This window comes from Streptomyces sp. AgN23, assembly GCF_001598115.1.
Lineage (GTDB): Bacteria > Actinomycetota > Actinomycetes > Streptomycetales > Streptomycetaceae > Streptomyces > Streptomyces antimycoticus.
On the sequence record NZ_CP007153.1, the window covers coordinates 3,320,556 to 3,340,720 of the forward strand.

19 protein-coding genes and 1 riboswitch are annotated in these 20,165 nt (G+C 72.7%); of the genes, 5 read left to right on the forward strand and 14 right to left on the reverse strand.

Going from position 1 to position 20,165, the window contains the following annotated elements; genetic code table 11:
* Window positions 1–64 precede the first annotated feature (64 nt).
* Both AS97_RS14565 and AS97_RS14570 read left to right on the forward strand, forming a co-directional pair.
* Window positions 65–886 (forward strand): alpha/beta fold hydrolase, encoded by an 822-nt coding sequence (locus AS97_RS14565; RefSeq protein ID WP_079059286.1) that lies wholly within the window; start codon window positions 65–67, stop codon window positions 884–886.
* Window positions 879–1,511 (forward strand): hypothetical protein, encoded by a 633-nt coding sequence (locus AS97_RS14570; protein WP_059143422.1) that lies wholly within the window; start codon window positions 879–881, stop codon window positions 1,509–1,511. Before AS97_RS14565 ends, AS97_RS14570 begins: the two co-directional genes overlap by 8 nt.
* A gap of 79 nt (window positions 1,512–1,590) precedes the next feature.
* On the opposite strand, the gene AS97_RS14575 is transcribed toward AS97_RS14570, so the two are convergent.
* The 6 genes from AS97_RS14575 to AS97_RS14600 form a co-directional block, all read right to left on the reverse strand.
* Window positions 1,591–2,409, reverse strand: a complete 819-nt coding sequence (locus AS97_RS14575; RefSeq protein ID WP_059143421.1) for an endonuclease/exonuclease/phosphatase family protein — start codon at window positions 2,407–2,409, stop codon at window positions 1,591–1,593.
* Window positions 2,410–2,431: 22 nt separating this feature from the next.
* Complete coding sequence (locus tag AS97_RS14580; RefSeq protein WP_059143420.1) at window positions 2,432–3,373, reverse strand: ROK family glucokinase; 942 nt, start codon at window positions 3,371–3,373, stop codon at window positions 2,432–2,434.
* A gap of 57 nt (window positions 3,374–3,430) precedes the next feature.
* Entirely contained in the window at window positions 3,431–3,904 is a 474-nt protein-coding gene (locus tag AS97_RS14585) for a DUF5304 domain-containing protein (protein ID WP_086708524.1), read from the reverse strand.
* Window positions 3,905–4,098: 194 nt separating this feature from the next.
* Window positions 4,099–5,454, reverse strand: a complete 1,356-nt coding sequence (locus tag AS97_RS14590) for an ArsA family ATPase (RefSeq protein WP_210565029.1) — start codon at window positions 5,452–5,454, stop codon at window positions 4,099–4,101.
* Between the two features lie 127 nt (window positions 5,455–5,581).
* A complete protein-coding gene (locus AS97_RS14595; RefSeq protein WP_059143417.1) occupies window positions 5,582–6,022 on the reverse strand; it encodes an SRPBCC family protein in 441 nt (146 codons plus the stop codon).
* A 66-nt stretch (window positions 6,023–6,088) separates the two neighbouring features.
* Window positions 6,089–6,850: a metallophosphoesterase gene (locus AS97_RS14600; protein WP_059143416.1), complete on the reverse strand. Its 762-nt coding sequence runs from the start codon at window positions 6,848–6,850 to the stop codon at window positions 6,089–6,091.
* A 252-nt stretch (window positions 6,851–7,102) separates the two neighbouring features.
* On the opposite strand from AS97_RS14600, the gene AS97_RS14605 reads away from it, so the two are divergent.
* Window positions 7,103–8,899 (forward strand): AMP-dependent synthetase/ligase, encoded by a 1,797-nt coding sequence (locus AS97_RS14605; protein WP_059143415.1) that lies wholly within the window; start codon window positions 7,103–7,105, stop codon window positions 8,897–8,899.
* 134 nt (window positions 8,900–9,033) lie between these two features.
* Here AS97_RS14605 and AS97_RS14610 read toward each other — a convergent pair whose 3' ends face one another.
* The 6 genes from AS97_RS14610 to AS97_RS14635 all read right to left on the reverse strand — a co-directional run bounded on the left by AS97_RS14610 (window position 9,034) and on the right by AS97_RS14635 (window position 15,927).
* Complete coding sequence (locus tag AS97_RS14610; protein WP_059143414.1) at window positions 9,034–10,176, reverse strand: glycosyltransferase family 4 protein; 1,143 nt, start codon at window positions 10,174–10,176, stop codon at window positions 9,034–9,036.
* Between the two features lie 73 nt (window positions 10,177–10,249).
* A complete protein-coding gene (locus AS97_RS14615; RefSeq protein WP_236669851.1) occupies window positions 10,250–11,524 on the reverse strand; it encodes a hypothetical protein in 1,275 nt (424 codons plus the stop codon).
* A 31-nt stretch (window positions 11,525–11,555) separates the two neighbouring features.
* On the reverse strand, window positions 11,556–12,671 hold the full coding sequence (locus AS97_RS14620) for a C40 family peptidase (protein ID WP_086708522.1): 1,116 nt from the start codon (window positions 12,669–12,671) through the stop codon (window positions 11,556–11,558).
* A gap of 245 nt (window positions 12,672–12,916) precedes the next feature.
* Window positions 12,917–13,942, reverse strand: a complete 1,026-nt coding sequence (locus AS97_RS14625; protein WP_059143412.1) for a C40 family peptidase — start codon at window positions 13,940–13,942, stop codon at window positions 12,917–12,919.
* A gap of 360 nt (window positions 13,943–14,302) precedes the next feature.
* The gene (locus tag AS97_RS14630) at window positions 14,303–15,664 is read right to left on the reverse strand and encodes an NYN domain-containing protein (RefSeq protein ID WP_059143411.1); all 1,362 of its coding nucleotides are present in this window, start codon (window positions 15,662–15,664) and stop codon (window positions 14,303–14,305) included.
* 17 nt (window positions 15,665–15,681) lie between these two features.
* On the reverse strand, window positions 15,682–15,927 hold the full coding sequence (locus AS97_RS14635; protein WP_086708521.1) for a hypothetical protein: 246 nt from the start codon (window positions 15,925–15,927) through the stop codon (window positions 15,682–15,684).
* 151 nt (window positions 15,928–16,078) lie between these two features.
* On the opposite strand from AS97_RS14635, the gene AS97_RS14640 reads away from it, so the two are divergent.
* Together AS97_RS14640 and AS97_RS14645 are read left to right on the forward strand one after the other, a co-directional pair.
* The gene (locus tag AS97_RS14640) at window positions 16,079–16,813 is read left to right on the forward strand and encodes a rhomboid family intramembrane serine protease (protein WP_059143409.1); all 735 of its coding nucleotides are present in this window, start codon (window positions 16,079–16,081) and stop codon (window positions 16,811–16,813) included.
* Window positions 16,810–17,091 (forward strand): Lrp/AsnC ligand binding domain-containing protein, encoded by a 282-nt coding sequence (locus AS97_RS14645; protein WP_014060065.1) that lies wholly within the window; start codon window positions 16,810–16,812, stop codon window positions 17,089–17,091. Before AS97_RS14640 ends, AS97_RS14645 begins: the two co-directional genes overlap by 4 nt.
* 123 nt (window positions 17,092–17,214) lie before the next feature.
* On the opposite strand, the gene AS97_RS14650 is transcribed toward AS97_RS14645, so the two are convergent.
* Together AS97_RS14650 and trpD are read right to left on the reverse strand one after the other, a co-directional pair.
* Window positions 17,215–18,603, reverse strand: a complete 1,389-nt coding sequence (locus AS97_RS14650; RefSeq protein ID WP_086708520.1) for an aminotransferase class V-fold PLP-dependent enzyme — start codon at window positions 18,601–18,603, stop codon at window positions 17,215–17,217.
* A gap of 204 nt (window positions 18,604–18,807) precedes the next feature.
* Window positions 18,808–18,926: riboswitch (SAM riboswitch) on the reverse strand.
* Window positions 18,927–19,021: 95 nt separating this feature from the next.
* Complete coding sequence (gene trpD / locus AS97_RS14655) at window positions 19,022–20,095, reverse strand: anthranilate phosphoribosyltransferase (protein ID WP_059143407.1); 1,074 nt, start codon at window positions 20,093–20,095, stop codon at window positions 19,022–19,024.
* Window positions 20,096–20,165: the final 70 nt, after the last annotated feature.

The following is a 20,165-nucleotide window of genomic DNA, read 5'->3' on the forward strand; positions in this document are numbered from 1 at the left end:
TACGCGGCGCGCCGCGTACGCTGAGGACCTCGATACCCGCTCCCCCAGTGAACGGAGATCCGTGGTGCCGCTCCTGCCCGGAGCCGAGCCGTTCCGCCATGACGGCGGAGAGATCGGCGTCCTCGTCTGTCACGGCTTCACCGGTTCCCCGCAGTCCGTGCGGCCCTGGGCCGACCATCTCGCGGCCCGTGGTCTGACCGTCTCACTGCCGCTGCTTCCCGGCCATGGCACCCGCTGGCAGGACCTCGCCGTCACCGGCTGGCAGGACTGGTACGCGGAGGTGGACCGCGAGCTGCGGTCGCTGATCCGGGCCTGCGAGCGGGTGTTCGTCTGCGGTCTGTCGATGGGCGGCGCGCTCGCGCTGCGGCTGGCCGCCCAGCACGGCGCGGAGATCAGCGGCCTCGCCCTGGTGAATCCGGCCAACCGCATCCACGATCCGCTGGCCGTGGCCCTTCCGGTGCTGCGTCATCTGGTGCCCTCGGTGAAGGGCATCGTGAGCGATATCGCCAAGCCGGGGGCGCAGGAGTCGGGCTACGACCGGATGCCGCTGCACGCCGTGCACTCGATGCGCCGCTTCTACCGGGTGGTCGACGCCGAACTGCCGCAGGTGACCCAGCCGCTGCTGGTGATGCACAGCCCGCAGGACCATGTGGTGCCGCCGGCCGACTCCGAGCGCATCCTGAGTCAGGTGTCCTCGCGGGACGTCACCGAGCGGCTGCTGGAGCGCAGCTTCCACGTGGCGACCCTGGACCATGACGCCGAGTTCATCTTCGAGGAGACGGACACGTTCATCACCCGGCTGACGGCGGGTATGGGTGAGGACACCGACACCCGGACCGACGCCGGGAAGGGAAGCGGGAAGGAGGGGGCGGCGGCCAGTGGCTGAGCGCGACTCGAATGAGAACGAGGCGGACGCGCGGCGCGATGACGACGCCGCCTTCGCCGCCATCGTCGCCGCGTACGAGGAGGAGCCGCACGACCCTCCGGGCGCCGAGCGATGGCCCGCCGCCGAGAACCTCGACGAGGGGCGGGAGCGGGACCAGGACCGCCCCTCCGCGGCGGACGACGGCACCGACCCCGACACCGACCGCGAAGGACCCGGTGACGGCGAGGCCATCGGCGGGGCGGCGACGGCCGGGCTGACCAAGACCGACAAGACCGGCAAGCCGGCGGGCAGCTTCATCGTCTACGCGCCGGGCGTGGGCCCCCGCGACTGGGAGCCCGAGGAGCCGTCCGAGGACGACTTCGACGAGACCGACGAGGGCCATTTCGTCCCGCCCGAGCCGCCTCCGCTCCCCGAGTCCGACACCACCTCCCGCTTCGCCTGGCTGGGCGTGCTGGGCGGGCCGCTGCTGCTGCTCGGTGTGGTGCTGTTCCAGGTGGAGATGGTCTGGTGGATCGCGACGCTGGGCGTCGGAGGCTTCCTGGGCGGCTTCGTCACGCTGGTGATGCGGATGAAGGACGACGACGAGGAAGAGGACGAGGACCCGGGGCGCGGCGCCGTCGTCTGATCCCGGGACTGCCGTCGGCTGCCCCCTGCGCTGCGGAGCCGGGCGTCCCGGCTCCGGCTCCGCCCGGGGGCGATCGGCCTCAGACCGCGGCGACGCGGGGCAGCCGGAGCGCGGCCAGCACCGGAAAGTGGTCCGTGGCCGCCAGGAGGTCCGCGTCGGTGACGCCGGGCAGCCCGGCCGGGACCCCACAGCCGATGATCTCGACGCCCTCGGAGGCGAAGACGGCGTCGATGCGCTGATGCGGGTCCTTGGGGTTCGAAGTGGCCTCGCTCCCCCAGGGCTCGGTCGCCCAGCCGTCCCGCAGCTTGCCCGCGATCCGGCGGAAGGCGAGGCCGTCCGGCCGGTCGTTGATGTCTCCGGCCGCGATGGCGTACGGGACGTCCAGCGCGGCCAGGTGGTCCAGCAGCAGCCCGGCCTGCTCGTAGCGCTCGGCCTCCGCGAGGCTCAGATGGCAGCTCACCACGCCGAGCCGCACGCCTTCGGCGCGCTCCGGGGCGCCCTCCCCGCTCTCCCGGGTGCCGGTGTCGCGGTGGCCGCCGCCGAAGCGCAGCACGGCGGTCGCGAAACCGCGCCGGTGCAGCCCGGGCACGCGCGGCAGCAGAGTGTCCTCGGCGTGCTCCACATGGGCGCGCAGCGAGGTGAGGATCATCGGGCCAGCGGCGGTGGCCCCGCCCGTGGTGTAGACGAGGCCGGTCTCCCGGGCCAGCCAGGCGGCGGCCTTGCGCCAGCGGAAGAAGCGCGGCGCCTCCTGGACGCAGACGACATCGGGGGCGCAGGCCCGGATCACCCGGGCCAGCGCCTTACGGTCGTCCCGCATCGAGCGGATGTTGTAGCTGAGCACCCGCACCACGGCCGCGTCCGGGTCGGTGGTGGATCCGGGCAGGTCCGCGAGCGGCACGATGACGGTTCCCCCTCGCCGCTCAGCCCTGGCGGGCCAGGTCGGCGGCGCCGACGAGCCCGGCCTTGCCGCCGAGCTGGGCGGCGAGCACCTGGGCGTGCGGACGCCACTGATTGCCGACCAGCCAGCGCCGGAAGGACTTGCGGATCGGCTCCAGGACCAGATCGCCCTCGTCGGAGACCCCGCCGCCGACGATGAACGCCGAGGGGTCGAAGAGCGAGGCGAGGTCGGCCAGCCCGGCCCCGGCCCAGCGGGCCAGCTCACGGAAGGAGTCGATGGCCACCGGGTCGCCCTGGCGGGCGGCGTCGCTGATGTGCTTGCCCTCGATGCCCTCGGCGGTGCCGTCGCCGAGGCCGAGGAGGACCGTGGCGTTCTCCGGGGTGGCGGCGGCGCGCTGCCTGGCGTAGCGGACCAGCGCACGGCCGGAGGCGTACTGCTCCCAGCAGCCCTGGCTGCCGCAGCCGCACAGCAGACCGTCGGGGACGACCCTTATGTGGCCGAACTCGGCCGCGACGCCGAAGCGACCGCGGTGCAGCTTGCCGCCGATGATGATGCCGCCGCCGAGACCGGTGCCGAGCGTGATGCACACGACGTCGTCATGGCCGACCCCGGCGCCGAAGCGGTATTCGCCCCAGGCGGCCGCGTTGGCGTCGTTCTCCACCACGACGGGCAGGCCGACGCGCTGCTCGACCTTGTCCTTGAGCGCCTCGTGCCGCCAGTTGATGTTGGGCGCGAAGAGCACGGTGGCGCGCTTGTCGTCCACATATCCGGCCGCGCCGATGCCGACGGCCTCGATCTCGTGTCCCTCGCTGACGATGCGCACCGCGTCCGCGATGGCGTCGACGACTCCCTCGGGAGTCTGCGGGGTCGAAACCTGGCTCGTCTCGAGAATCGAGCCCTCTTCGTCGACCACGCCGGCCGCGATCTTCGTACCGCCGATGTCGACGCCGATGGTGAGTCCCATGAGTCCCTCAGTTATTTGGTCGAACCCCGCCGAGGCTAACGGTACCGGAGGTGGCGCTCAGTCGAGGTCGATGTGTTCACTACTCGAACTCTTCGATTCATCGCCGCGATCTTTGGTGCTGCCCTCGGCACCCTGGGTCCAGCGCCGCTCCTGGCCGGTCACGGCGGCGCGATAGGCGGCGAGCAGCTCGGATCCGGCGCTGGCGAGGTGTTCGAAAACATCTGGATTGCGCTCTATGACCGGTTCGGCGGCGGCCTTCGCCTGTTCGATCAACTGTTGTACGGCGCCCTGAACCGCCGTCCCGGCGAGCGGCGCCTGGAGCCCGGCGACCTTGTCGGCGAGCGCGTCGGCCAGCTTGCGGAACTCCTCGGCGACGCTCCCCGGCTCCTCGGCGGTCTGCCGGGCCCGCCGCCTGGCCCGCTCGGCGGCGAGGTCCTCCGCACACGCCTGCTCCCAGGCGTCGGGGTCCAGCTCGGTGACCGGTACATCGGTGGGCGGGGGCTCTGCGGGGCGCTCGGTGGCATCGCTCATGGCGAACTCCTGCGGCGGGGATGCTGGCTGCCCGGTGACGTTCATCCGGGCTTGTGACCGACGTTACCCGAAGGAGGGGGGCGGGGTCAGAGCCCGGGACCGGCCAGGACCGAAGCCGGGGACCCGGACCAGCCGGAGCCGAGGACCGACCGGAGCCGGGGACCCGGACCGGCCGGAGGGAGCCGGATCCGGGGTCAGAGCCGCTTCGGCCACAGGTCGGGGTCGGGGGTGAAGCGCACCTGGAGCCATCCGTCGCGCAGCCCGGCGCCGGAGACGGTGCAGCGGCGCAGGGCGGACGGCAGCGGCAGCACCCGGTGGAACGGGCCGACGGTGACGATCAGTTCGTCGCCCCGGCGCACCAGCCCGAGCCCGTCCCGGTCGGCACCGGGCAGCGGCAGCCGCCACAGCAGCACCCCGTCGTCGGCCAGCCGGTCCTCGACGGTCCAGGGGTCGGGGGCGGGCCGGTCGGGCCGCGCCCCGGGGGCCCCGACGGCCCCGGCGAGCGCGGCGAGCCCGGCCGGGGCGCGCTGGGCGTCCCCACCGCCCCCACCGTCCGCGCCGCCCATACCGTCCATACCATCCGCACCGCCGCCATCGCCGGGCCGCGGCTCCGCGCCCCGGGGGTCGCCGACGCCGTGTGGATCGCGGCCCAGATGCGGCAGCTCACGGACCGGGACGGCGGGCGCCCACTGCTCGTACAGCTCCTTGAGCGCGTCCTGCTGCTGGCCGGAGAGCGCGGCGAGCCACGGGTCGGAGGTGCCGGTGGGCAGCAGCCGGTTCGCGATCACCGCCTCCACCCGGCAGCCGTGCAGCGCCAGACCGGCGCGGGCGGTGCGCAGCGCCCGGTCGGCGAGCGGCCCGGGCTCCACGACCAGCCGTACCGTCGTGGCCTCGGACTCGATCACCCCTTGGACGGCGGCCAGTTCCCGCTCCCAGCGCTCGGCCGTCTCGTACAGCCTCTGCGCGGGCATCGGCACCCCCGCCAGCTGGGCGAGCATCGGCCGCAGCGCACGGGCCGCCTGCCGCTCGGCGGGCAGCAGCCGCCGCAGATAGCGCCGAAGCTGCTCGGGCAGCGCGAGCAGCGCGACGGTGTCCGGCGCGGGCGGCATGTCGACGACGAGAACGTCCCAGCCGGTGCCGGGCGGGGCGGTCTGGGCGGCACGCAGGGCGCGCAGCAGCGCGATGGACTCCACCCCGGGGAGGGCGGTCAGCTCCTCGCCGTCCAGCGGGGTCGCGCCGAGCAGGTCGAGCAGGCCGTGACCGCGGTCCTGCAGGGCGGTGAGCTCACTGCGGAACCACTCGTCCGTGATGATCCGCGCGGCCCACAGCCCCGGGGCGAGCTCGACGGGGACGGACCACGGCAGCCGGTCCGCCGACCGCCCGGGGGCGGAGCGCAGCGCGCGGATGCCGAGCAGCGCCTCGGGGGTGCCGTCCGGGTCGGCGGTGAGCAGCAGCGTCCGCTGCCCCTCACGGGCGGCGGCGAGGGCGGTCGCGGCGGCCACGGTGGTGCGGCCCGCGCCGCCGGTACCGGTGACGAGGACCGTACGCATGAAAGGAGCCTCCGGCAGGATGGTGCGTCAGATGCGCGGCGCGGGTTGGATGGTCCGCCCGGCCGGAGCGTACCCCGCGCCGCGGACCTCCCCGGGCACCCTCGGGGCCCGGGGAGGTCCGCCCGGGTCAGGCGCTCTCGACGCGCTTCTTCAGGCCCGCCAGCGCGCGGTCGATGATGACCTTCTCGGCCTTGCGCTTGATCATGCCCAGCATGGGGATCTTGACGTCGACCGTGAGCTGGTACGTCACCTCGGTGCTCTTGCCGCCGTCGAGCGCCGATAGCCGGTAGGAGCCGTCAAGGGTGCGCAGCATCTGGGACTTGACCAGGGACCAGTTGACCTGGTCGTCTCCGGTCCAGCTGTACTGGAGGGTGTAGTCGTCCTTGATCGCCCCGGCGTCGAGCAGCATCCGCACCTGCTCGGCGCGCCCCCGCTCGTCCTTGGTGAGGATGTCGGCCTCCTTCACCTCACCGGACCACTCCGGGTAACGGTCGAAGTCGGCGATCACCTCCATCACGTCGGCCGGGGCCGCCTCGATCGTGATGCTCGAGCTGGTGTGTTCCGCCATCGCCGTGGCTCCTCCGTACCGGTCCGCCGCATGAGCTCTCTGCCGCTGAAGGCTACCGCGCGCGCGTCACCACTCCAGGGTCCAGGGGGTGCCGGAGGAGGCGAAGTGTCCGACATTGACGCACTCGGTGGCGCCGATCCGCATACGGCGGACGAGCGGCTGATGGACATGGCCGAAGAGGGAGTACTTGGGACGGACGGTGTGGATCGCCTCCAGCAGGGCGGCGCTGCCGCGCTCGAAGCGGCGGGCGACGGTGTCGTAGCAGAGGTCGGGCACATCCGGCGGGATGTGGGTGCAGAGCACGTCCACCTCGCCGAGCGCCGCGATCTTCGCCGCGTAGGTCTCGTCGTCGATCTCGTAGGGGGTGCGCATCGGGGTGCGCAGCCCGCCGCCCACGAAACCGAAGACCAGCCCGCCGATCTCGGCGCGCTCACCGTCGAGGACAGTGGTACCGGACTGGGCGTACTCCGGCCACAGTGACGGCATGTCGACATTTCCGTAGGTGGCGTACGTCGGAGTGGGGAACGCGGCGAAGAGCGCGGCGTACTGGCGGCGGATCGCGGACTCTATGGCCGTGTGGCGGTCGATCCCCGCCCACAGCCGGTCGCCGAACACCCGGGCCTCCTCGAAGCGGCGGGCGGTGCGCAGCTCGACGAGGTGGTCGGCGTTCTCGACCCCGAACAGGTCGGGGAAGATGCCGCGGGAGTGATCGGCGTAGTCGAGGAAGAGCACGAGGTCGCCGAGGCAGATCAGGGCGTCCGCCCCGTCACCGGCCTTCTCCAGGTCCTCACTGTTGCCATGCACGTCACTCACCACGTGGACTCGCATGCATGTCACCCTAAGACGTAAGGGCCCGTGCCCGTAAGGTGTTCTGCCTGCAGCGACCCGCGTCCACCTGCGGTTCCTTAGCGACCGCGACGTCCGTCGACTAGTCTGCGGGCAGCATGAAGGCGGTGTGTGACGCATCAAACATCTGGGCTGGAACCCCTATCCCGGAAGCGTACCGATGGGTAACGTCCGGGCCGTCCACCACCCCCCATGCCCTGTAGCGGCGCCGGCGCCCCATGAGGAGCAGCAGTCTTGCGCGAGTTCAGCCTTCCGGCCCTGTACGAGGTCCCGGCCGACGGCAATCTGACGGATCTCATCCGCCGCAATGCCGCACAGCATCCCGATGTCGCCGTGGTCGGCCGCAAGGTCGACGGCCAATGGGAGGACGTGACCGCGACCGCGTTCCTGGCCGAAGTGCGGGCCGCCGCCAAGGGCCTGATCGCGGCCGGGGTCGAGCCGGGCGACCGGGTCGGCCTGATGTCGCGGACCCGCTACGAATGGACGCTGCTGGACTTCGCCATCTGGAGCGCCGGCGGGGTCACCGTGCCGGTGTACGAGACGAGTTCACCGGAGCAGATCCAGTGGATCCTCAGCGATTCGGGCGCGGTGGCCGCGCTGGTCGAGACCGGGGTCCACGAGGCCGCCGTCGAGGCCGTACGGGACAGCCTGCCCACCCTGAAGCATGTCTGGCGGATCGAGGGCGATGCCATCGAGGAGCTGCGGAAGCTGGGCGCGGACGTGCCCGAGGAGAAGGTGGACGAGCGTTCCTCGATCGCCAACGCCGACTCCCCCGCCACCATCGTCTACACCTCGGGCACCACGGGCCGCCCCAAGGGCTGTGTGCTCTCGCACCGCAGCTTCTTCGCCGAATGCGGCAACGCGGTGGCACGGCTCAAGCCGATCTTCAACACCGGTGAGTCCTCGGTGCTGCTGTTCCTCCCCGAGGCCCATGTCTTCGGGCGGCTGGTGGAGATCGCGGCGGTGCTGGCGCCGATCAAGCTCGGCCATGTTCCGGATGTGAAGTCCCTGACCGACGAACTCGCCGCGTTCCGGCCCACCTTGGTGCTGGGCGTGCCGCGCGTCTTCGAGAAGGTCTACAACTCGGCGCGGGCGAAGGCCCAGTCCGAGGGCAAGGGCAAGATCTTCGACAAGGCGGCCGACACCGCCATCGAGTACAGCCAGGCGCTGGACGCGCCGGGCGGGCCGTCCTTCGGGCTCCGGTTCAAGCACAAGGTCTTCGACCGGCTGGTCTACAGCAAGCTGCGGGCCGTGCTGGGCGGCCGGGCCACCCATGCCATCTCCGGCGGTGCGCCGCTGGGCGCGCGGCTGGGCCACTTCTACCGGGGCATCGGCTTCACGGTGCTGGAGGGGTACGGCCTGACGGAGTCCTGTGCGGCGACCACCTTCAACCCCTGGGACCGGCAGAAGATCGGCTCGGTCGGGCAGCCGATGCCGGGCACGGTGGTGCGCATCGCCGACGACGGCGAGGTGCTGCTCCACGGTGAGCACCTCTTCACCGAGTACTGGAACAACGAGACGGCCACCGCGGACGCGCTGTCGGACGGCTGGTTCCACACCGGGGACGTGGGCACGCTCGACGAGGACGGCTACCTCACCATCACCGGCCGCAAGAAGGAGATCATCGTCACCGCGGGCGGCAAGAACGTCGCCCCGGCGGTGATCGAGGACCGGATCCGCGCCCATGCCCTGGTCGCCGAGTGCATGGTCGTCGGCGACGGCCGTCCCTTCGTGGGCGCGCTGGTCACGGTGGACGAGGAGTTCCTGCCCCGCTGGGCGGCCGAGCACGGCAAGCCCGAGGGTGTGACGGTGGCCGAGCTGCGCGAGGACCCGGATCTGCTGGCCGAGATCCAGCAGGCGGTGGAGGACGGCAACGCGGCGGTGTCCAAGGCGGAGTCGGTGCGCAAGTTCCGCGTCCTGGCGACGCAGTTCACCGAGGACTCCGGGCATGTGACGCCCTCGCTGAAGCTGAAGCGGAACGTGGTGGCGAAGGACTTCGCGTCCGAGATCGAGGCCATCTACCGCGGCTGACGACGACGGGGCCCGGGGGCGCTCCCCCGGGGCCCGGACCGTCATAGCGGCGACGTCAGGGACCGTTACAGCACAACGCCGCGGACCGTCACAGCACGACGCCGCGGACCGTCACAGCACGACGCCGCGGACCGTCACAGCAGCGACTTCAGGCGGTCGGCCAGCAGATCCCAGCGCCAGCGCTCCTCCACCCAGGCGCGCCCCCGCTCGCCCATGCGGCGGCGCAGCTCGGCGTCCTCCAGCAGGGCCACGACGCGATCGGCGCTCTGCTCGGCGGAGCCGCCCCGGACGACCCACCCGGTCTCCCCGTCCAGCACCGCGTCCGGCGCCCCGCCCGAGTCCCCGGCGACGACCGGCAGACCGGTCGCGGACGCCTCCAGATAGACGATGCCGAGACCCTCGACGTCCAGCCCGCCGCGGCGGGTGCGGCAGGGCATGGCGAAGACGTCGCCCGCGCCGTAGTGGGCGGGCAGCTCCTCCCAGGGCACGGGGCCGGTGAACCGTACGGAGTCGGCCACGCCCTCGGTCTCCGCGAGCCGGCTCAGGTCCTTCGCGTACGGCCCGCCGCCGACGATCAGCAGCACCGCGTCCGGCACCCGCTTCAGGATCCGTGGCATGGCCTGGATCAGCGTGTCCTGCCCCTTGCGCGGCACCAGCCGGGAGACGCACACCACGACGGGCCGCTCGGCGAGGCCCAGCCGGGCCCGGATCCCGTCGCCGCCCGAACCGGGGTGGAAGGTCTTCTCGTCCACCCCGGGCGGCAGTTGCACCATCCGGGCGGCGTCCCGGGGGTCGAGCGCGGCGGCGATACGGGAGCGGGTGTACTCACCGAGATAGGTGAGGGTGTCCGTGGACCCGCCGATCCGCCGCAGCAGCCGCCGTGCGGCCGGCAGCTGCGCCCAGGCCGCCTCGTGGCCGTGCGTCGTGGCCACCAGCCGCCGCGCCCCCGCCGCGCGCAGCGCCGGGGCCATCAGCCCGAGCGGCGCGGCGGCACCGAACCACACCGAGGTGCAGCCGTGCTCCCGCAGCAGCGCGGTCGCGCGGCGGGTGACCCGCGGAGTGGGCAGCAGCATGGTCGTCCGGTCCCGGACGACCTGGTACGGCTGCTCGGCGTCGAAGCGGGCGGTGGCCTCGGCGCCCTCCTGGCCGCGCTTCCACGTGGAGGCGTAGACGACGATCCGGTCCGGGTCGAGGCGCAGCGCGATGTTGTGCAAGAACGCCTGGATGCCGCCGGGGCGGGGCGGAAAGTCGTTGGTCACGAGCAGGGTCTTGTCCATCGTGGCCGACAGTACCGGGTGCCGCGGCGGGCCCGCTCCGGCCCACCCGGACGCGGGGACCAGGGGGCGGCGCTCAGCCCAGCTCGATCGCCACGTACTTCCGCCACAGCGCCGTGAACTCCGTCAGGCTCATCCCCAGCACCTTCCGCAGCGCCGACTCCACCGCCCCCGAGCGCTCGGATGCCCGGCCCACCGTGCGGTAGAAGTCGACCAGCTTCTTCTCGCCCCACCGGTCCGCGATCAGGCGGCAGGCGAGCCAGCCCTGTTCATAGGCGCGGGAGAGGCGGTCGGGGTCGCTGCCGAAGCGGAAGTCGTCGTCGCGCGGCAGCGAGGTGGGCAGCCGCCCGGCGACGACGGCGTCGGTGAGTTCGGGGGCGACCTGGCGGGGGGTGCGGCCGGGGGTGCGGTAGCCCACCCAGTCGGCGAAGCCCTCGGAGAGCCAGAGCGGGGTGGCGGCGCTGGTGGCGGTCCGGGTGGCGACATGGGCCGTCTCATGGGTGATCACGACGCGCCGCCCGAAGTCGCCGAGGACCTGGTACGCGTCGGGGTTGACGATCACCCGGTCGGCGGGCGCCTCGTCACCGGCCCCGCCGACCTCGCCCGTGGTGACGGCGGCGATCCCGCGGTAGCCGTCCGCGGAGGCGCCGAGCAGGGCCGCCATCCGGTCCAGGGAGCCGGGGACCTCGACCACCACGCGTCCGGCCCACTCATGGGGCCAGACCCGGCCGAGGGCGGGCACCGCCCGGTCCGCGATACCGGCGACCGCGCGCAGCACCCGCCGCTCCTGGCCGACGCCCAGGACGAGGCTGTGGGCGCCGCGGACGACGTCGACCGTGCCCTGGTCCCAGAGCTGTTCCGTACCGCGCTTGCCGTCCACCACACCGTCGTCGGAGGCGACGTACCACCGTCCGTCGCGCCGGGCGAGGGTCAGGTACTGGGCGGAGACGACCGGCGCGGTGTCGTATCCCGTCAGCCGGTACCGGAGTTCGACCTGTGCGGCGAGGCTGCGGCCGCCGACCGGCGCGGGGGTGAAACCGCCGGTGCGCACCAGCCGGTAGGTCCAGGAGCGCAGCGGTACGGCGGACATCTGCCGGAACACCCGCCGCTGCTCGGCCACATAGCGGGCGGAGCCGCGATCCACGGTGGCGAGGAAGGCGTCCGCGTCCCGCTCCCGGACCGCGGCGGCCCGCTGGTCCAGCAGGCGCTGCACGGCCCGGCCGTCGCGCCCCTCAGGGTCGTCGGGCGCCGGGGCGGGGGCGCAGCCGCCCAGCGCGGTCAGGGTGAACGTGCCCACCAGCGGCAGGCACAGCAGCGCCCGCCATCCGCCCGATCTCCACCGACCCGCCACGTCTTAGATCGTACGAGCCCGCGCGCCGGCTTCAGACACGAGTGATGGAAGAGATCGGCAACATGTCCACGGGGTCGTAGCGGACCCGTGCCCCGGGGTAGGGGGCGTGGATCACCTGTCCGTTGCCCGCGTACATCGCGACATGGCTGGCGTCGGAGCGGTAGACCACCAGATCGCCGGGGCGGGCCTGGGACAGCGGCACCGGCTGCCCGGCGTGCGCCTGGGCCTGTGAGGTGCGCGGGATGGCCACCCCGGCGTGGGCGTAGGCCCATTGGGTCAGCCCGGAGCAGTCGAAGGCGGTGGGACCGGCGTGGCCCCAGGCGTACGGCAGTCCGAGGGCCGCCCGTGCCGCGCCGAACGCCGCGGCGGCCCGCCCCGAGAACGGCGCGGCATGCCGCCCTCCGAGGCGGCCACCGGAGAGCTCACCGGGGCCGGAGCCGGAAAGGGTGCCCGGCGGCAGGCCGGCGAGGGCGCCGGGCTCGCGTCCGCCCGCCCGCGAGGCGCGGTGGGCGTAGCTCTCCCGCTCCCTGGGCGGCAGCGCGTTCACCAGCCGCCGCGCGGTGGCCAACCGGTGCTGGACCGCCCGCTTGTGGCGGGCCACGACCCGGCGGCTGTGCTCCAGCTTCCCCAGCTTGGCCGCGGCCTCCGCACGCTCCTGCCGCAGCGTGCGCTGGGCGCTCTGGACCACCCGTAGCTGTGCGGCCTGGCGGCTGGTGATCCGCTCCAGGGTGGCGGCCCGGTCGAGGTACTGGGCCGGGTCGCCGGAGAGGAGCAGGGCCAGGCCCGGGTCGATCCCGCCGGTGCGGTACTGCCCGCCCGCGAGGGCGCCGAGCGCCACCCGCATCCGGTTGACCCGCCCCTGACCCCGGGCGACCCGGTCCTGGATCCGGTCGACCTCGCGGCGCAGGACCTGGGTGCGCGTCCGCGCCGCGTTGTAGCGCTCGGTGGCCCGCTCCGCCTGGGCGTAGAGCGTGGCGATGCGGTCGCCGGCGGACCGGGCGGCCGGACGGCCCGCCGGGTCATGCGGTTCGGCACCGGCCGCCACGGCGGACAGCGCGGCGGCGGAGGCCACCGCGGCCGCCGAGGCGGCGGTCCGGACGGCGGCCCGGCCGGACCCGGGTTTCGCGACGCGACGACAGAACGCCATGGGTAGCCGCACTCCCTTCCGCAGTGTCGGGCTGAGAACTGCGGGCAGACAGTAGCCGTGCGGCCACCCACGGTCCAACGGCCGTGGTGTGCGGAGAAACTGACGCCCCGCCGAGTGACGCAGGTCACCGGCGGGGCGGGGGATCAGCGAGGGTCCTGGAGATTCGCCCTAAAGGATGGCTCTTGGGGCGGTTTGAGACCCGTTTTCCAATTCCTGATCAGACCCTCCTGATCAGACCTTCCGCATCAGACCCGGACGCCGAACTGGAACGGCATGTTGTCCATCGACTCGTAGCGCACACCGGCACCGGGCTTGGGCGCGTGCAGCACCTGGCCGTTGCCCGCGTAGAGACCTATGTGGTGCAGGTCGCCGTAGAAGAGCACCAGGTCGCCCGGCTTGAGTTCACCGCGGCCGATGCGGCTGCCGGCGTTCGCCTGGTCCTGGGAGATGCGCGGCAGCTGCACCCCGGCCTGCTGGTAGGCCCAGCCGGTGAGTCCGGAGCAGTCGAAGGAGGACGGACCGGTCGCGCCCCAGACGTACGGGAGGCCGATCTTCGTCTTGGCGGCGGCCAGCGCGGCCGCGGCACGCCCCGACTCGGGCACCTCGTTGCCCAGGTCGACCCGGCTGCTGGAGCGGTTGGCGCGCTCCGCGTCCTGGGCCGCTATCTGGGCGCGCTCCTTGGCGGTCAGGGTGTTGAGGAGGTTCCGGGCCTTGGACAGCTTGCCCTGGATCTCGTCCTTCTTCTTGCCGAGCGCCTTACGGGTGTCCGCCAGGTCCTGCAGCTTGGTGGACGCTTCCTCACGCTGCTGCTTGAGGGTGCGCTGCTTGTCGGCGATCTTCCGCAGGGACTCGGCCTGCTTGCCGCTCAGCTGGCTGAGGGTGGACGCCTTCTCGAGGTAGGTGTCCGGGTCGGAGGAGAGGAGCAGCTGCACCGAGGGGTCGATGCCGCCGGAGCGGTACTGGGCGGTGGCCATCGAACCCAGGCCGTTGCGCAGCTTGTTCAGGTCCTCCTGACCGCGCGCCACCTTGTCCTGCAGATCGCCGACCTGCTTCTCCAGCTTCTGCTGCTTCTCCTTGGCGCCGTTGTACTTCTCGGTCGCCTGCTCCGCCTCTTCGTAGAGCTTGTCGACCTGCTCCTTGACGTCCTTCTTGTCCTGCTTCGGAGCGGCCTGGGCGGCCTGGGAAGTGAGAGCGACGGCGGCTGCCGCGGTCGCGGTAAGGACGGTTACCCGAGTGCGGCTCGGCTGCTTGGGTCGACGGTGGGACGCCACGAAGGCGAGCTCCTTCTTCCTCCAGCCGCCTACCGGGAGTTGATGGGGTGGTGAGCCCCGGCTCCGCGACAGGGCGCGGACTCGGCGGTACCTCCGCTGTCACCCCGGATGGGTGATCAACCGCGCGAAGGTTCGAGCTGACCTTAGTGACCCCGCCGTGATCCGTTCAAATCCCAACGGCAAAAAAGTCGCCCCGGAAGCGCATCTTTTACGAATGTCACACGGGCAGTGATGGTCGATCGACGCTCCGCTGACAACAGAAGTGGTGCGAGGTCGACTTCTGAAGAGAGTTCGGGCGCTCAGCCACAGAAACGCGGAAACCGGGGATACGGGAATAACGGAGATACGGGCTACGACGTCTCAGGTACGGGCAAGTCGCTTCAGCAGCAACGCGGATGCCACGGGGCGCGCTCCGGCGCGCGCCACCCCGTCGGCCACCTCGCGGTCGGTGGACACCACCACCACCGGCCGGCCGGGCGGCTCCGCCCGCACGATCTGCCGGATCAACTCGTCCGCCGTCACCCCGGGCTTGCTGAACAGCACCCGCACCCCGCGCGGCGGCGCGAGCAGCACCGGCGCGGCCAGCTCGGCCCCGTCGAAGACACAGGTCATCTCCGCGCCCGTCTGGGCCGCGAGCACCGCGAGACCGCCCAGCAGCCGCAGCCGCTGCTTCTCCAACGGCATCGTGGGATAGCCGGTCTTGGTGACGTTGTAGCCGTCCACCACCAGATGCGCCTGCGGCAGCGCGAGCAGCTGGTCCAGCAGGGCCGGGTCCATTTCCGACAGCGCCCTGGTCGCTATGTCCTTCGGCGTCATCTTCCCCGGCTCCACGGCGTCCACCGTGTCCGCCGGGCGCATCGACGCGGGCGGCAGGGCCAGTTCGCGCCGCAGCCCCTGGGCCGCGTCCAGCACCGTGTCCAGCAGCAACCGCAGCCGCATGTCCTCCACGCTGCGCCCCTCGCGCACCGCCCGCCGGCTGGCCTCCAGCGCCGACTCCGCCTCCGCGAGCCGGGCGCGCAGCCGCCGCGCCTCGCCGTCCGCGGTGGCCTGACGGGCCGCCGCCTCCGCCCGTACGGCCTCCAGCTCCGCCTCGGCCTTGCGCAGCGCGGCCGCGCCCCGCCGCACATCGCTCTGCGCGCTGCGCAGCTTGCGCTGCAGCCCGTCGTTCTCCTTACGGGCGGCCTCCAACTCGGTGCGCGTCCGCTCCGTCTCATGCCGGGTGGCCGCCTTGGCCTCGGCGAGTTCGTCGCGCAGCCGCTGCAGCTCGCGCGCCGCCTCCTCACCGGCCCGCTCGGCGGAGGCCCGCTGGGCCTCCTCGCCCGCCGCCTCGACCAGCTTGACCCAGCCCACCGGCCGCAGCACATACGCCACCGCCGCCACATCCACCGGATCGGCCGCGGCGGGCGGCGATCCGCCCTCGATCGCCTCGGCCAGCTCCCGCTGGGTCTCCCGCAGCCGTCCCCCGATCCGCTGCCGGAAGACGGGGTCGCTCTCCACCGCGGCGGCCATCGCGTTGCCCGCGAACTTGGCACGGCGGGTCGGGGTGAAACGGGCGTACTGCCGCAACTGGGTGGGCAGCTCGGTGACCGTCAGCCCGCCGAAGGCGTCGGCGACCAGCGCCACCACCCGCCGCCGCACTCCTTCCGGCAGCGGGCGGTCCAGCGCCTCGGTGACGCCCTCGGCGTCACCGGCCGCCCCGGGGTCGCCGGTCCGCTCCACCACCTGTCATCGCTCCGTTCTCAGGCGCTCAGGCCGGTGCTCGGACGGTCCACGAGTTCTACCTGGTCGACCGCGTTGCACCAGCGACAGCGCACTGACTCAATGGTCTCACTGAGCACCTCGCGTTCCTCGACACTGGGTTCCCCGGCCAAGTCGAGATGCACATACTCCACGGCTCTGGTCGAGCGGGTCACATCGAACCGGGTGAGGTTGCCGCACAGTGCGCAACGCCAGCGGGTCCGGTCGGTCGGCAGGGGCACGGCCATGATTGCGGGTCCTCGCTTCTCGGCTCATCGGCGGCGTCCTGTAACCCTACGGCCTGAGCCTTGCCCCGCGCCGGGCCCGTCCCGCCCGCGTCCGGCGGGAGCGCGGCGAGGCGCTCTGTGGAGGTTGCGCCCGGTACGGAATGATCTGACCATGATCGAGACGTCGTCGGGGCGCGGCCGCCCCTGGATGGCGGGGCCCGGCCGCCCGTGGGTGACATACGGCCTGATCGTCAGCTGCTGCCTGCTCTTCGTCATCGGACCGGCCTCGGGGCTCAACCCCGGCTATGGCACGGGCGAGCGGCTGGTGGAGGCCCAGTCCACGTACTTCGAGCGCTGGGGAGTGGTGCCCAGCGCCCTGTGGAGCGGCTCCCCCGATCAGCCGCTCGCCCCGCTGACCGCGCTGTTCGTGCACGGAAACTGGCTGCATCTGCTCGGCAACATGCTGTTTCTCTACGTCTTCGGGGCGATGACCGAGGAGCGGATGGGACGAGTCCAGTTCGCCGTCTTCTACCTCGTCACGGGCTATCTGGCCCTGCTCGGCTACGCCGCCGCGCACGCCGACTCCGCCCAGACCCTGGTGGGTGCCTCCGGGTCCATTTCCGGAGTGCTCGGAGCCTTCTTGTGGCTGTTTCCCCGAGCCAGGGTGACCAGTCTCTTTCCCTTTCTGTTCTTTCTACCGCTGCGCTTTCCGGCCTGGGCGGTGCTGATCTTCTGGGTGGCCCTCCAGTGGCTGGCCGCCCGGCAGGCCGACGACCGCCCCGGCGTCGCCTATCTCGCCCATCTCGTGGGCTTCACGCTCGGCTTTCTCTACGCGTGGGGGCGGTTCGGGAGGACGACTAGAGTGGGCGGCGCAGCCAGGGCGAGTGAGGGAGAAAGCCAGCCGTGATCACTTCGATCGTGCTCATCAAGACCAGCGTGGACCGGATTCCGGAGACCGCCGAGAAAATCGCCGCGCTGGAGAACGTGAGCGAGGTCTACTCGGTCACCGGCGCGCACGATCTGATCGCGATGGTGCGGGTGGCCCGGCACGACGACCTCGCGGACATCATCACCGGCCAGATCAGCAAGCTGCCGGGGGTGGCCTCGACCGAGACGCACATCGCCTTCCGGACGTACTCCCAGCACGACCTCGAGGCGGCGTTCGCGATCGGCCTGGACGGCTAGCGCCACACTTCCGGCACCTGCATCCCGGCATCCGCGGGGCCCAGAGGCGCCCTCAGCCCCCGGATCCCCCGGGGCCCGGCGGCTCGCTCCCTCAGCCCCCAGCAGCCCCGGGGCCCAGCGGGCTCAGCCGCGGTCCGGGACGCAGCGGCCGTCCTCGGTGCGGTAGCTCCACCGGGCACCCTCGCGTACCAGCTCCTTCACGGCGCCGACGAACCGCTCGACATGCTCGTCCGGGGTGCCCGCCCCGAAGCTGACCCGGATCGCGTTCAGCGAGCGCTCCCCCGGCGCGGCCTCGGGCGCACCGCATTCGCCCGGCTCGTCGGGCTCGCTGTCCAGCAGGGTGCGGACCAGCGGATGCGCGCAGAAGAGCCCGTCGCGTACGCCGATGCCGTACTCCGCGGAGAGCGCCGCCGCGAAGTGGGAGCTGTTCCAGCCCTCCACCACGAACGACAGCACGCCGACCCGGGGGGCGTCGTCGCCGAAGAGCGAGAGCACCCGCACCTCGGGCACCTCGGCCAGCCCCGCCCGCACCTTTTCGATCAGCCGCCGCTCACGGGCGACCAGGCCCTCGAAACCGGCCTCGGTCAGCGCCCTGCACGCCGACGCGATCGCGTAGACGCCGATGACGTTCGGCGAGCCCGCCTCGTGCCGGGCGGCGGTGGTGTGCCACTCGACGTCGACCCCGCCGTCGTCCCTGCGCGTCACCTTACGGCTGGCGCCACCGCCCGCCAGATACGGCCGGGCCTCCCGCAGCCAGTCCGCCCGCCCGGCCAGCACACCGGCGCCGAAGGGCGCGTACAGCTTGTGCCCGGAGAAGGCCACCCAGTCGACGTCCGCCTCCGCGATGTCCACGGGGTGGTGCGGGGCAAGCTGCGCGGCGTCCAGGACGATACGGGCGCCGTGTGCGTGCGCGGCCGCGGCCAGCTCCCGCACCGGCCACAGCTCACCGGTCACGTTGGACGCGCCGGTCACGCAGACCAGCGCCGGGCCCTTGGCGCGCCCCGCGAGCGCCTGCTCCAGCGTCTCCACCGCCTGCCGCGGGGAGCGCGGGGCGCTGAGGTAGCGGACGGTGACGTCCTCCCGCTGCTCCCAGGGCAGCAGCGAGGCGTGGTGCTCGGTCTCGAAGACGAAGACCTCGGTGCCCCGCGGCGCCACGGCGGCCAGGAGGTTGAGCGAATCGGTGGTGGAGCGGGTGAAGACGACCTGGTCGTCCTCGCGGCAGCCGAGGAAGGCGGCGACGTCCTTACGGCTGTTCTCGAAGAGGTCGGTGGACAGCTGCGAGAGGTAGCCCGCCCCGCGGTGCACGCTGCCGTAGTAGGGCGCGTAGGCGGCGATGTCGTCCCAGACCCGCCGCAGCGCGGGGGCGCTGGCGGCGTAGTCGAGCGCCGCGTAGGTCACCTCGCCGCCGGTGACCAGGGGCACCAGGACATCGCTGCCCAGCACGGGCAGCGGCTCACAGGCGGCGGAATCGGCGGAGGCGGCGGAGGCGGTGGCAGAAGGGCGCGCGGACATGGCGAAGTCTCCCGGGAGGGTCGAAGGCGTGGGAATGCGTAACGCGCACGAGGACGGCGGTGAGCCCGCCATCAGGGCGCGGGAAAGCGCTCGACGCACGGCACCACCGCGCGGAGCACAGGAGGGAAAACGGGCCGCTCGGCCCTAGCGCATTCGCTGCATCACGGAAGAACTCCCTCGACCACCAGGACCCCTAGTGCGAGGGGTCCGCGCTTGCCGCCGGCCTCGCTGCCAGGCGGCCTGGTCATCACCCGGGGCACCCCGCCACGGACGGAGGGTTGCCGGACAGCGGGCCGGGGCCGTAGTCGCTGTCACTCGTGACCTGGGCAGGAGTATGCCATGCCGTACGGCGGCGCCCACACCCTGTCCGCATCCCGGACAGGACACGGACGGAACATGGGCGCCGTAAGGGCAACGCCTAGGCGTGGGTGGCCCGTACCCACCGCTCCAGGACGTCGCGCGCCGCGCCCGAGTCGATCGACTCGGCGGCCCGCGCGACACCCGCCGCGATCCGCTCCGCCAGGGGCTTGTCCCCCGGCTCCGGTTCGAGCGCCACCAGCGCCGCCGCCGAGTTCAGCAGCACCGCGTCCCGGACCGGGCCCCGCTCGCCCGCCAGCAGACGGCGGGCGACATCGGCGTTGTACGAGGCGTCCGCGCCGCGCAGGGCTTCCACGGGGGCCCGCTCGATGCCCACGTCCCGCGGGTCGAGGGTCTCCTGGCGCACGGCGCCGCCCCGGACCTCCCACACCTGGGAGGTGGTGGTCACGGTCAGTTCGTCCAGCCCGTCGTCACCGCGGACGACCAGCGCGGTGGAGCCCCGCTCGGCCAGCACCCCGGCGATGATGGGCGCCATCCGGGCGTCGGCGACCCCGGTGGCCTGGCACTTCACCCGCGCCGGGTTGGTCAGCGGGCCGAGCAGGTTGAACGGGGTGGCGACGCCCAGCTCGCGGCGGGCCGAGGCGACATGCCGCAGCGACGGGTGGAACTTCACCGCGAAGCAGAAGGTGATCCCCGCCTCCTCCGCGACCTCCACCACCCGCTCCGGGGTGATGTCCAGGTTGACGCCGAGCTTCTCCAGCACATCGGAGGCGCCGCTGGCGGAGGACGAGGCGCGGTTGCCGTGCTTGACGACCCGCGCGCCGGTACCGGCGACGACCAGCGCGGACATGGTGGAGATATTGACGGTCTTGGCGCGGTCGCCGCCGGTGCCGACGATGTCCACGGTCTCCCCGGGCACCTCGATCACCTTGGCGTGGTCGTACATGGCCCGCACCAGACCGGCCACCTCGGAGACCGTCTCGCCCTTGGAGCGCAGCGCGATCGCGAAACCGGCGATCTGGGCGTCGGTGGCCTCGCCCCGCATGATCCGGTCCATGGCCCAGGCGGTGTCGTCGGCATCGAGGTCCCGGCCGGCGATCAGCGAGGTCAGTACGTCCGGCCAGGTGCGGGCCGTCGCGGTGCTGTCGCCTCCGGCGGGGGTCACAACGTCCATGGTCCGCTCCTGGATCCGTGGGGTGGGCAGGGAAGGGGCCGCGCACGTCAGCGGCCCGCCGCCAGCCTAT